We start from the raw sequence: 13,562 nt of genomic DNA, 5'->3' as shown, positions 1-13,562 counted from the left end.
AATAAAATGCACATAAGAATTAAAGAACGCCGTTTACAATTGTCATTAACACAAGAAGCTCTAGCAAAGATGTTAAGTGTAAGCCGAGTTTCTATTACAAAGTGGGAAACACGAGTTACAGAGCCGGATGGAGAAAATTTACAGGCATTAGCCAAAGTCCTTGAAGTCTCTCCTGAATGGTTACTTTACGGGGGAAACTCATCAGAAGCAGATGCATTAATTATAACTCGCAAGACAGTGAATATTAAGAAAATACCCATTATCACGCTTGAACAAGCAGCTGATTGGAAAGCACGTTACGATACATTAAGATTAAGCGATATTCAGCATTGGTGCTGTGCAACAGTACCCGTATCTGAACAAGCATATGGGTTAATTTACCAAGGCGAATCTATGACAAACCCCTATTCACTTCCTTCAATCCCTAAAGGTTCAACCGTTATTATCGAACCATCATTCAAGAATAAGATAGAGTTATATGGAAAAATAATTATCGCTAAAAATATTATTACTAATGACATCGTTATTAAAAAGTTTATCCATGAACCACCACAATTTTATTTAATCTCATTAAATACAGCCTTTACCCCAATATTATTTACTAATGATTATCAAATTATTGGTTATGTAATACAAATTATTCAGACTCTCTAATCTTCTTTATTTTAGTTTATTGAGCTGGCTCATTTCAGCTCAATATGTACTTCCCATTACATGGTTATTGTAATAATATAAACATCAGGTACAATAATTATCTATTAACGAACATCTCTCTTATTAATAATGCAAAAGGAAATATATATTCGATAGAAAATAATGCTATTTATTAGTTATCAAATAAATTTCATTATTTTTTATTTAAATGTAAATTAATACTTATTAACTAATTTTTATTATGCAAGGATGTATTATGAAAGTATTAACATTAAAGGAATGGTCGGATAAACGATATAAAAGTAACCCACCTTCTCTAACAACATTAAATAAATATGCACGATTAGGTTATTTTTGTCCCCCTGCAAGGAAAGAGGGCCGATTATGGCGAGTCAAAGAAGATGCTGATTTAGTTGGTATAGTTGCCACTCCTTCCATCAAAACATTCGATGACCCTATATTAAGGAAAATATTAAAAGATGAGCGGACGACCTCGTAAAAAGAATATTGATATACCCAATTTATATTCAATATATCATCCAAGGATGAAAAAGATATATTGGCGATACCGTCACCCAATTTCAGGAAAATTTCATTCATTAGGAGATGATGAAGCACAAGCTAAACAGATAGCTCTTGAAGCCAATAACCGTATAGCAGAACAAAGAACACGCCAAATTTTAATCATTGGTGATAGAGTTGCTACTATGAAAGATCAATCTATCTCTGTTTCTACATGGTTAGATCGCTATTGGAATATTCAAAAAGAACGTTTATCACAAGGTGAGATAAAACTTGCTACATATAAACAAAAGAAAAAACCTATAGATCTGATGCGTCAAAAATTGGCTTTATATCCATTAGCAAATATAGGTACTCGTGATCTAGTCAGTATTATTGATGAATACAAAGCAATAGGCCAAATGCGCATGGCTCAAGTTGTAAGATCGGTTTTTAGTGATATTTTTAAAGAAGCGCAACATGCTGGAGAAGTTCCTCCCGGATATAACCCTGCTCTAGCAACGAAAAGGCCAAGAACACGGATCAGGCGACAAAGACTCACTCTAGATGAATGGCATAAAATTTATGATATTGCCGATAAACAACATCGTTATATGGGAAATGCAATGCTACTTGCCATTGTGACGGGTCAGCGAGTTAGTGATATCTCACGTATGCGTTTTCAAGATATTTGGGATGATCATTTGCACATCATACAAAGTAAAACAGGATCAAAAGTAGCAATACCACTTTCTTTACGTAATCAAGCTATTAATGTATCTCTTAAAGAAGTTATTGAACGATGTCGTGATCGTATTGTAAGCCATTATTTAGTTCATTATCATCGAACTACTTCACAATCTAAACGTGGCGAACAAGTTACTGCAAATACGTTAACGACTAATTTTAAAAAGGCGAGAAATAAAACAGATATTGATTGGGGAGAAGGAACACCTGCAACATTTCATGAGCAACGTTCTTTATCTGAACGTTTATACCGAAAACAAGGTATTGATACCCAAGCCTTATTAGGCCATACCACACGTTTACAAACCGATCGTTATAATAATACTCGTGGAAAAGAGTGGATAACCATTACCTGTTAATTTTTATTTGGTTATATTTTTAAGCATCAGATAATCTGCAATTGATAAACTTCGGCTTCTTTATCATGCCATTTGCAGATTATTTTCTGTTATATTTTTCACCAAAATAAATACCTTATTGTTTATTCACTCATATTTTATATTTAGCTTAATGTCTGTTGAGATTTATTCACTTTTGCTAACTTTGGCTATTTAAATACAATTCTCTATATGAGTATGTTATTTATTATTGTAAAAAAACATTAATAAAAAACGGGAACTAATAAGCTACCGCTAACTATTTATCAATTCAACAATTACATATGTTTGATAATTGCATCACCAAACTCGCTACATTTCAGCAATTTAGCGCCGTCCATACCTTTAATGATAAAGTCAGCGGCTTCTGTCCAACCCATATGGCGTAACATTATACCCATAATAATTTCGTAACTTATTAAATAAATTATAATTATTGGTGGTGACAATCTTTTTTTATGTGATCTTGGTTTGTATGTAACTGGTTGATTTTTAGTTTGGGTTAGGGTGGTTTTGGAGAGTATTTTCAATAAATTCATATAAGAATAATCTATACAAAAATCCAAAAAATGATATAGAGTCATCTAAAAAAATAAGATAATTACTCAATAATACACATTATAACTTCCAAATAAAGAAGGTTTACTAAAAATAAACCTTCTTACTTCACTTATAAATAATTTTTTAAAGCTTAATTTACTAACTATATGAATAGATTTAAATTAAAATACCGTCAGTATCTCTATTAGACGATTGAAGTTCAGTTAAAACCCAAGTACAAATAGTCCTACTATATAGACCCGAAACAAAAACAGAATTCCAATTATTTTTACCTTTGTGCTTTTTATCCAAAAGAAGTAATTCTTTCTTAAGTAATTTAAAATAATTAGCTGGCTCTGTAAGTCTTGGAGTAAGTCCCCTTATTACAGATTCGGGATGTAAATAAAACATCTCCCACTGTTCAGAAAGATATCCCAAAATGTCATTTTTTTTGACTATTTCATCAACATGAAATACAACTGACTGATATAAAGGATGGTTATTAGATAAAAGTATTTTTATATCTATTGTTGGAATACGACTTAATGAATCAAATTTTGCAGAAATAAGCCTTTTACCCAAAATTTTATCATAATAAGGATGAAGTATTCTTGCTCCAGCTCCATTTGTGGATGTTTTTCCTTTAACAAAATTACATTTACAAGCAGGAACTAAATTCCTAGAAAAAATAGCAAACTCTGGAAAATTATTTTTAGGTAAGACATGATCTAACGTACCTCGATGCATCGAACCACACATCGGACATAATGAATTACTATCTTTTTTTCTAATATTATTTATTTCATTATGACTCTTTGGTGGATGTGAATAATAATATATTAGTGCATCTCCAGCCGCTTTTGTTAATGCAGTATAATTATTTTTATCCGGGATACCTGCTTTACGGATATACTCTTTGTAGGCCGATTTTAATAATGGTAAACAATTCATTATACTACCATGGTGACCTAGTGAAGTATTAGATACCAGATTAGTTATTGCTATTGAGTCACAAAATTTAGGTCTATTAATTTTATTCATATCAATTATCCTTCTATTTCATTCCTCAATTGCATTAAAACGCTTATAGAAAAATCATCTTTATATTTATTATATACTTCAGGCCATGTCATCTTGTCCTCTATTATTTTATTTTTAACTCTTAATAGAACATCCGTAGGTTCACTTTCACCAAATACAAAATAAGATATATTACCTATATTTGCACCAAATGTACTCAGCCTTGGTTTTTCTAACTCTAAGTTACCATTTTCATTTTTACGTAAAACAATAACTTGTTCTTTAAAAACTTCACGCACAAAATATACGGAATGGGTAGCAATAATTGCAGCAGAACCTGTTAAGGTCAATAAAGTATCTAATATAGCAAAGAACTTATTTATAAAAGCTGGATGTAAATGAGTTTCAGGTTCATCTAAGAGCACCAATGTTCCATTCTCAATATTTGTGCATATTTGCGCACAAAATCTTATAAATGATATTTCACCACTACTTAAAGGATATGATTGACCATCTATATATCTTACTGGATCTTTAGATATATCAATGGAGCGAAAATTTAATAATTTTTGCTCCTCACCATAATAATTATTTAGTTCTTTAATATATATCGGTTGTTCTGTGTTTTCTTTTAAAGGTAACGCTAATTCCTTATAATCATTCAAATTAGAAATAGCATTTTTGAATATATCAAACCGATTTAATTCTCTAATATTTTCTTCATTTCTAGCTAGCTGAATAATCAAATCATTAGTATTAGCAATGTTTTTTCTATTAGATACCCGATTCAATGAAAAACGTCTATACCATATTTTAGATTTAATATTTTTATCTGAAGGAAAATTAGATTTACTTTCATTCGTAGGAGAAAACGCCAAAAGCCTATTAATCAATATCCTTCTATTGGAATTATCAACATATTCAAAGATATCTTTATTTCCACGTATAGCAGCCATACAAATTCTTCTCAATGTTTGACTCTTTCCAACTCCATTCTCACCAATCAAAACACAAACTCTTTTAGGTAACTCATCATGATAATCAAAGTCAAAACTTAATACTGGTTCTGATTCATTTTTAGGTGATAATGTTATATTTGTGGATAATAAATTTCCTTTCTCATAACTTAAGCCCTTTAGAATAAAAGATGAATTTTTAAATGTAAAATATGATTCTGAATTTCTAATAAATGATTTATTAAATATTTCTGTTTCTAAAGCTATATTTCTATATTTTTTAGCTGCAATATCACTAACTGACAATGAAATATCATTAATAGATAGCAAAATTTTATTTGCCTCTTTTGAACCAAAAATTTCAACTAAACTTCTATAATATTTTAATTCTCTTAGCATGGTAAAAAAATAATATGGATTTTTTTTATTATTTTTTATGAAATCAACCTTCCCATCTTTAATTATATTTTTTAGAAAATATTTACCATTTAAATCATTTTCTTTATTAATGAACCCAATAAACCCTGGAAGATTGACATTAAGTTTCTCTTCTTCATTTACAATCCTTATAAAAACCTTACTATCCAAACCGAAATCATTAAAATTATCCCTATCTGGATAAATAATAATGTATTTAGCCAATCTATCAAAATCATCCATTGAATCAGAAGAATTAAATATTACTCCATACTCATTATCTTTATTCATTTTTTCATCAACCATATAAAAAATTAATATTTATATTAACACAATTAATATAAATATTAAGTACTATATCAACCATAAAAATTTTTAGAAATAAAAATAATACACAACAAAACAATCATATAAGTAACAAAATTATAACCTGATAAAATTATCATTTTTAGATAACTAAAGTCAAAATTGATTGCTCATATATAATTAAATGGAAAATTAGTCTATTATTTTATCAACTGATTCCTTATTGATAATCCTTAATATCAATATACTGTACCACATCGTCCGTACTTGAATTTGCACTAGGCCCCGGTAATACCGTTAATTGCCATCGCATTGGTACAATTTTAGTGCCTGAACCGCAACTTCCCACTTCAATAACGGCATGTTGATAAGGAGATGTTGGTGTGGAGTAATATCCGACAACTCGACACAGTGAAGCGCATTGAACACCTACCGACAACTCATTACCAATAGGTCTACCATCAGAAAACCCTGTGATGGACTGAATTCTCAATGGTCTTGCTCCTGAGACTTGAAGCAACTGGTTATTATTAAATATTTGAATATCCCATTTTTGATGTTTAGCTTTATTATAATATGAGGCTCTGACGAATAAGTAACACTCAAAAAGCATATCACCGTTTTATTAACATGTAATGTTCCAATATCCATCCTTTCTTATAACCAAATTGAATCAGAGATAATAGATTGTATTGATGTACATCTTGAAAAAAACCATTGGAGGATCATCCCTTTCTTTTATTCCTGTATTATAATTTCCTTTTTTAATATTATTAATGAATTTAAAAAAACAAATGATCCTAATGTGCTTAAATACTCTGCATTTTTCCATTAAATACTTTCAAACCATATTTACTGATTTATTTTAGCCCCACAATAATAATGCCATCCATCGATGGCGAGGTTATATTGGATTTCCAATATACGGTATTTGCCTGAAACAGAAGTGCGAATACTATGCCTTCCTATTGCTGTTGCATACAACGTTAATCCACTAGGAACAGTGTATTATTTGCTTCCATCTCCTGTAATTTTAATAAAATCGAGCACAAATAATGAGCTGGTTATGTTCCCTCCTCTTTATCATTATAAATTGTTAATCCCCATGGCATTTTATTGACCTTTTCATGAAAAAGAATTCGACTACCCCAAGCAGCCCAATTTAACAACCAGCTTATTATTTTCATCTCCAAAATATGCAAATAATAGACATAAAATAAAAAGTAATGTTAGAAAATTGACAATAAAAAACGGGAACCCTTAAGTTCCCGTAATCAATTCGCAACGCTAATTATATTACATATGTTTAATAATCGCGTCACCGAACTCGCTACATTTCAGCAATTTAGCGCCGTCCATTAGACGTTCGAAATCATAAGTAACGGTCTTAGCTTCGATCGCGCCTTCCATACCTTTAATGATTAAGTCAGCAGCTTCTGTCCAACCCATGTGGCGTAGCATTATATAAATCAGCCATTATTAACTATTTGTTTATTAAGGCATATTTACTCTTAATAGACTTAAAAGACAGTGATTATGCATTTTTATAACTAGTTGATTACCATAATGCTTTTATTGGTTTTGATAACCACTAATTAGGGCTGTAAACATGACTTAGTGAGTATTCGAAACATTAGCTAGGAAAATGGGAATAAGTTCTGAATTAAGAATATGGTACAAAATCACAAAAGACCTGGTGTTTCCCAAAAGCATTATGATAGATATGATTACTTACGAGAAAAGCGAGAAATACTTAATACATGGTTTGATAAAATTTCATCACCTAAAGATCTGTAGTATTCTATACTGTTCATTAGAATCTAGGCAATAAAAAGCATTATATTGAAGCTAATAATTATTCACTCTAAATAATTATTAGAAAATCATAATCTATATTTTTGAGATATTTATCATAACGATGTATTCGCATATATTATATAGTTAAAATATATAAATTAGAATTAATCACCCCATTAATTTATTAATTAAAAGTATTGGAATAAACCCCACCTATATCTATAGCCCATTTGCACAACATAATATTAAAATAAACTCACAATAAAAAACATTAATATTTTATATATTCACATCCCTCGTTAAGAATTAACATCTTATTCCGTTATAAAAAAATATTATTTATTGTTACCATTCTTAAATGATATAATCGATAACAGTAATTATAACTCATAGTACAATAAAGGTAATTTATGAAAACATATTTCATTAACATCATATTATCATATATGATAATTAGTAATTGTTATGCCAATAATAACTATATCGAAAGGTGCATAAGTGATGCCATTTATACGAATGAGATGTGTAATTGCTTATATGAAGAACAATTAAAAGATATAAAAAAAGAAGATTTATTATACACAAAAGAATACATAAGAGGATCGGATGAAGCTAATAAATACATGAATAGTTTATTTAAAGCTGTTCAAGAATGTAAGATAAAGGTAAGCAACGTACTGGTAAGTAAAAAATAAAATCAATTATACTTTTAATTTAAAAACTTGCAAAACACAATATTAACAATTACTATATATCATTAATATCTTTAACTGAATTATTATTAAAATTTAAAAGAAGCAAAAACATGAAATATTCTTTATTATTACTAACATCACTATTCTCCATTGGATGTCAAGAACGGGTTATTTATTCAGAACTATCCCCGAGCGAAAAAATTCAGTACCAAAATATACATAATAGAAATGCAAACACATTGAAAAAGTGTCATAGAATTTCAAATAAATCAGAACGTATCGATTGTTTTTTCGATAGTAATGATGAAGATTTTGATAGAATTTATTGATAATAAAGAAACCCCATTTCAAGAATGGGGAAGGTAATATATTAATGATATTTATATATAATATATGAATATTTTCACTATAAAAGTGTAAATAAAATAAACAATAATGAAACCCAAAATTCATTTCATTATAATATATCTAACATAACAGCCTTCCATTCTCACCCAGCCCAAATTGAGACTTCATCTCCTCTTCTTTTTGTCTGCGTTCCTCTTCCACTTTCAGCACTTCTTCCATCTCATGCTCGATACTGTTGTGAATAAATACCCGCCACTCATTCGTAAGCAACGGGTACTCGTTTTTATTTCATTCTTGAAAAATTTTAATTACCAGTTATCACTGGTAATCAAATGCAATGAAATAAGTATATTTATCCGGTTCAATTTTGTGAGTTACATGTTTTTGAATAGTATTAATCCATTCTTTTTTCAGTTCAAACTCACCATTATTGATAATATTCTCATTTTTAGGGCTAATTGTTTCCTCAATAAGGAAATCGTCATCACCGAGATCTTTAGAATATTCCTCACCAGAAAAGTCCTTTGTTTTCTTATTGAACCAATAAATTCTTAATTTCAATCCCATAATGTTATCTCTAGTTACAGGCATTTTTTGATATTACGTTTAGGATCAGCAGGCTTCAATTGCTTACCCGTTTTCGGGTCAAAAGCCTCGATATGTTGGCCGTCACTGGCACGATACCCTTCCAGTTCACCGTGCTGAGAGTCCCACTCGTAATAATATTTGAAATTCATCACATTATTAATGTGAATGCAGAAAGATTTAAAAATAAAGTGAGCCATTGAGGACATAAAAGGGAATACGTTGCTCTACATGATGTTGCCGATGAGCATCACGTATCCGTTCACTCACAAAAATCTGTTTTCCCCGAAAACGTATCCCCGTATTACGCTTGGCCCAATCAATAGGGTCATCCTGATAAGACGCATTCACAAACTGACTTGTTGCACAGACTAAAGGCAAGCTATATGGAGTCTCTACACTCCCCTCCCGTAATAACAATTCCATTGATTTTCCTCGGGTAAAAGGCAAATAGTCCGTATTAAAGACCAGTGTTCCATCTTCACTGTACAGTGATAAACCCCAACGTCTCTTCGGGGTCAAAACCATTCCTGAAACGAAAACACACACATAAATGTCTGTTTGGGCTGAACTGTATAATTGCTTTTTATGCGCTAAATAGCTCACTTCCGCTTGAGGGTTGGTGGCATGATAAAACATAACACACTTATCTAAATGCGGTAATGTTGTTGGCAAAGACCAATAGCGCCCGCCTTCAAGGTGGATTTTTTGTCGAAACACACAATAAGTCATTTGTGTATTACGTGTAATCGCACTTCGAAATCCCTGAAAGGCCCCATACCACTCCACACCATACGTTGGTTTTGTACTATCCGGTAACGGGATACCATAAATATCGACCACCATATTGGCTCTTTTGGCCATCTGTGGGTCTTGAACCTGAACATTGTCATAAACATACTCATAACGTAATACAGGCCCTTCCATTCGGATATGCGTTATTCCCTGAAAATACGCATAATCATTCACCGCCATATACACAGAAGCCACTCTCGGGATGGCGAACGCCTCATACCCCATGGCTTCATGGATGACTTTGCTCCGTGTTTTTTTCGGTTGTCGATAATGGGGCCAATCTTCTGGCCCTATCTGATAAGAGGTTAAATAACAGAGAATTTGCGTATCACGCGTTAAACGGTAAGGTTTACCGCCTTCAACAGGAAAAATTTCAAGACCATACATAAATCAATTCCCTAGGTAACCGATTTTCATCACAAGGCGTTTTTTCTCATCTTTGACGACCAATTGATTATTGGTGATATTTAATGCCCCATTACCACCCGTAAAGCGGAAAATATTGTTTTTTGCATCCAATAAAAAGCCATTCCCTTTATCAAATCCCGATGATTTAAAATAATCGAGTACCACTAGTTTCTGTATCCACGCTTTATCCATTAAGGCTTCATGAATAACCACCTGTCCATTCTTCACGACAAACGGTGTCACCACTTTGCCGTTTAATGACGATATCACCGCAAAGTTTTGGGCATTGACCAGAAATTGGCTATTTCCTTGTGCATTAAACCCTAAGCCAATGCCGGTAATGACTTTATTCCCTTTGCTATCCTGCTGGACTTTCATTGTCCATGATGCGGAGATTTTGCCATTTAAATCAGTGACCACTTTTGAGGTCTGCTCGATTTTGGCTGAACTTGAACCCACTTGGCTTTCTAGGCGAGTGACTTGCTGAGCGGTAGCCGTCATTTTTCCATCGATATTCGACACCCGCGTATTTAACGCATTAACCGCACTACTATCAGCTTTCCCCTTAAGATTTGAATTGAGCGTTGAAATCTCTTGTGTTTGTGCTTGCTGTTTCGAGGTGAGGGTTCCTAATGATTTATTAATCACGGAAACATTCCCATTCATCCGTGTTTCCAATGATTGTCGGGCTTTCGCTTCTGCTTGGTCACCTGTAACTCGCGCTTGCTTCTCAGCGGAGATAAGTCCTGCGGTGACTTTCGATAAATCATTGCCTGTATAATCACCACGAAGTTGTGTAGCTAAGAATTGGCGTTGTTGAGCCTCCGCTTTATCAGCTTCAGCGCGAGCTTGTTGCTCTTGGTTAATTACTGCTCCTCGTGCAACTTGCTCCGCTAAAATCGCATCATGGTTCGCTTTCACTTGCGTATTTAACTCAACAACGGCTGATTGGTCAGCTTTGCTATTTATCTCACCCAATAAGTCTTGTGCGAGTTGGTCTCGGCTGATTTGCCCCGCTAATTCTTCAAGAATTAAATCGGTTTGAGCTGAGCAAACACCAGAAGCCTCCACAAAAAGTGATTTGCCATAGCTGTTGATTGTTCGAACATAAAAATAATACGTATGCCCTGCTTTTAAATTCTCTTGCGTCCAGAAATTCCCTTGGCCAACTTTGTTTGTTTTAGTGATCACTTCATTTTCAGAGAGATTGGCGAGTTTTTCCTCACTAAACCAAAACTCAAAGGTATAACCAAAGACAGCGCTATCGCCTTGTTTCGGTGCAATGGTCAGATTAAATAAGCCAGAAGTAACATCAATATGCTCAGGAGGTGGTGGTGCTTGAATGGCAAAGTCACTGATAGCGGGTGCCGACATTGCGCCGGCCACATTTGTCGCTCTAACTTCAACACGATAAATCCCTCGCGCTAATCCGTTAATATCAACACGTTCAGCTGGTACCTGAATAGATTGAATAACGTTGCCTTCTTGAAGAATAGTGACGGTGTTATAGCGCACATCAGTAGCAACATTCTGCCAAGAAAGTGTACCTTGTACGATGTCACTGACTGCAAGTGGAACAAAGGTAAGATTAATAGGGGAAGCAACACCGCCAGTGGATAAACTCACAAATGGCGGACGCTCAAACGGTTTGCCAATCACATCTTCATATAAATAGGCACCATCCTCTTCCAACGTTAAAGCCACACCGTCTAATGTATGAAAAGACCATTCAGCAATACGAAATTCAAGCCCACTAATCCCCAAAGCCGGTAATTCTAAAAGCACAACTTCCCCCGGACGATAAGCATAGCCGTCTAAGTTCATCGTGAGTTGAACCCGTCTTCCGGCTTTCTTTTTGCGGAGATATTGGCGAGCTAATCGTTGGGCTTGATAAGGGCTGGTGACAAAACGATAGTCGATATTCTCTCGAATTTCTAAGCCATCCTCTTTCACCCATTCGTCCACAATCACAGGCGTGAAGTCGGTTTTTGTGTACAACTGTTCGGCATCAATAAACGTGCCATACACCGCATTGGTCGCGTCTTTTAAACCTGTTTCAGGGGTACACGTGACAGTGCCAATCAATTGTGATTCAGTGATGGTTTTTATTGCAGGCCCATAATAAGCACCGATTTGGATACCGTGTTTTCCTGCGGTGAATGTCGGTTCCGCGTTGATGCATTTGTGCATCGCCTCCAAAACACTGGATGGACTCTCATTTAAGTCATAGGCGCCATTAAGGGTATATCGCGACTCAAATCCGCCTTCTGGTAGACTCACTTTTTCATCACATAAATCGGCTGCCTGTTTAAAGCTGTCAAAATCAATATCCGTATCAGGTACTTTTAAATAATGGCGGTAATAATCCAAAATGACTAAGGCACCATTGTTACTCCACACAGTTTGCCCAGTGCGAGGATCAAACAGATGTTTTCCCCAGACTTCACATTTCACATTGGGTAATCCATAAGGGAATTTTTCTTGGTCAAACGTGAGTGTCACACGTAACCACGCTAGACCTCGACCAATCATATCCTCTTTCCATGACGGGCAATTTTTAAGCATAAAGGGATCGGCATTTTCCCTATCGTTATGTAATTCCCATGAGGCTTTATCACCAAACGTCTCAATGAGATCATCTCCTAACCAAATCTTCCCGATTTTCTCTATGGGGTGTCCAGCAAGCGCCAATGCCAGTGTGATTTTTTCATTTTCATCTTGTTCGCCATTTTCTTCCTCTGCAAAGAAAAGCAAACCCGATATCACTGTTTTTCCGACAATTACGGTTTCAGGCGCAGACGATGAACGTAACATCTGTTTGCGTTCACTGGTATCTCGATAATTCATGGAAGGCAGTTTAGGCTTAAAGATAAGCGAACCCGCGACTTGAACCGCAACGCCTGCTGCCATCAGTGCCATACCCATCGCCGAGGTGACGCCTCCGGTAAATAGCCCAGCAATCATTAAGCCTGCACCCACGACTTTTGAAATTAATCCACCACTTCCCCCCATTATTCCACTCTCCACGCTTTGATTGGGTTAATCTGCACTGGCTTCACACCTTGTAGGGTTACGCCCCAATAATGCCCCGCCCAGACCACGGCTAAACTGTCACCGTCCTCACCTTTGAACAGTACGAGGTCACCACGCTGAACCCGCTCAATCTCAATGGACTTGAAATAGCGTGATACGGCTTTCTCTAAGGAGCCAAATTTGGATTTGAGCAGGTTGAAGGCTTCGGCTTTGGTTTTATAGTGATTGAGATAAGGCCTTATTGGAGAGAAACCGCATTGTGCGTAAATACATTCCGAGGCAAAAATACAACAATCAAATTCACCCCATGAAAAAGGGCGACTCATCGCCGCCCTTATGGTTTCAGGTAATTTAAGTGTCCAGTTGGGTTGTTTCATGTACTG

10 protein-coding genes and 3 pseudogenes are annotated in these 13,562 nt (G+C 34.4%); 3 read left to right on the top strand and 10 right to left on the bottom strand.

From position 1 onward, the window contains the following. The first annotated feature begins 6 nt into the window (after positions 1-6). The 3 genes from PMI_RS04665 (at position 7) to PMI_RS04655 (ending at position 2,261) form a co-directional block, all read left to right on the top strand. Positions 7-654, top strand: a complete 648-nt coding sequence (locus tag PMI_RS04665) for a helix-turn-helix domain-containing protein (protein WP_012367805.1) — start codon at positions 7-9, stop codon at positions 652-654. A 256-nt stretch (positions 655-910) separates the two neighbouring features. Continuing rightward, positions 911-1,153 (top strand): excisionase, encoded by a 243-nt coding sequence (locus PMI_RS04660; RefSeq protein ID WP_012367804.1) that lies wholly within the window; start codon positions 911-913, stop codon positions 1,151-1,153. Beyond that, positions 1,134-2,261, top strand: a complete 1,128-nt coding sequence (locus PMI_RS04655) for a phage integrase Arm DNA-binding domain-containing protein (RefSeq protein ID WP_012367803.1) — start codon at positions 1,134-1,136, stop codon at positions 2,259-2,261. Before PMI_RS04660 ends, PMI_RS04655 begins: the two co-directional genes overlap by 20 nt. A 296-nt stretch (positions 2,262-2,557) precedes the next feature. Here the strand turns inward: PMI_RS04655 and PMI_RS18890 are convergent. The 10 genes and pseudogenes from PMI_RS18890 to PMI_RS04605 form a co-directional block, all read right to left on the bottom strand. Beyond that, a pseudogene (locus PMI_RS18890) lies at positions 2,558-2,674 on the bottom strand (hypothetical protein); the annotation flags it as partial. A 322-nt stretch (positions 2,675-2,996) separates the two neighbouring features. Then, positions 2,997-3,860, bottom strand: coding sequence for a hypothetical protein (locus PMI_RS04645; protein WP_012367802.1), 864 nt, complete (start codon positions 3,858-3,860; stop codon positions 2,997-2,999). 5 nt (positions 3,861-3,865) lie between these two features. Beyond that, complete coding sequence (locus PMI_RS04640) at positions 3,866-5,503, bottom strand: AAA family ATPase (protein WP_232504905.1); 1,638 nt, start codon at positions 5,501-5,503, stop codon at positions 3,866-3,868. A 235-nt stretch (positions 5,504-5,738) separates the two neighbouring features. Then, positions 5,739-6,011 (bottom strand): hypothetical protein, encoded by a 273-nt coding sequence (locus PMI_RS04635; RefSeq protein ID WP_157867040.1) that lies wholly within the window; start codon positions 6,009-6,011, stop codon positions 5,739-5,741. An 803-nt stretch (positions 6,012-6,814) separates the two neighbouring features. Continuing rightward, a pseudogene (locus PMI_RS18885) lies at positions 6,815-6,982 on the bottom strand (isocitrate/isopropylmalate family dehydrogenase); the annotation flags it as partial. Between the two features lie 1,694 nt (positions 6,983-8,676). Continuing rightward, positions 8,677-8,925 (bottom strand): colicin E3-like toxin immunity protein, encoded by a 249-nt coding sequence (locus PMI_RS04625; RefSeq protein WP_004251549.1) that lies wholly within the window; start codon positions 8,923-8,925, stop codon positions 8,677-8,679. Between the two features lie 14 nt (positions 8,926-8,939). Next, positions 8,940-9,077 (bottom strand): annotated as a pseudogene (locus tag PMI_RS19570) (colicin E3/pyocin S6 family cytotoxin); the annotation flags it as partial. A gap of 46 nt (positions 9,078-9,123) precedes the next feature. Beyond that, entirely contained in the window at positions 9,124-10,125 is a 1,002-nt protein-coding gene (locus PMI_RS04615) for a DUF6453 family protein (protein WP_004251552.1), read from the bottom strand. A gap of 3 nt (positions 10,126-10,128) precedes the next feature. Next, entirely contained in the window at positions 10,129-13,158 is a 3,030-nt protein-coding gene (locus PMI_RS04610; RefSeq protein WP_012367797.1) for a phage tail tip protein J-related protein, read from the bottom strand. After that, a complete protein-coding gene (locus PMI_RS04605) occupies positions 13,158-13,556 on the bottom strand; it encodes a DUF6950 family protein (protein ID WP_012367796.1) in 399 nt (132 codons plus the stop codon). The genes PMI_RS04610 and PMI_RS04605 overlap by 1 nt, the downstream gene beginning before the upstream one ends. Positions 13,557-13,562: the final 6 nt, after the last annotated feature.

It is taken from the genome of Proteus mirabilis HI4320, assembly GCF_000069965.1.
GTDB classification, from domain to species: domain Bacteria; phylum Pseudomonadota; class Gammaproteobacteria; order Enterobacterales; family Enterobacteriaceae; genus Proteus; species Proteus mirabilis.
The sequence above is the reverse complement of the archived record's forward strand: the minus strand, read 5'-3'. Positions and strand labels throughout refer to the sequence as shown.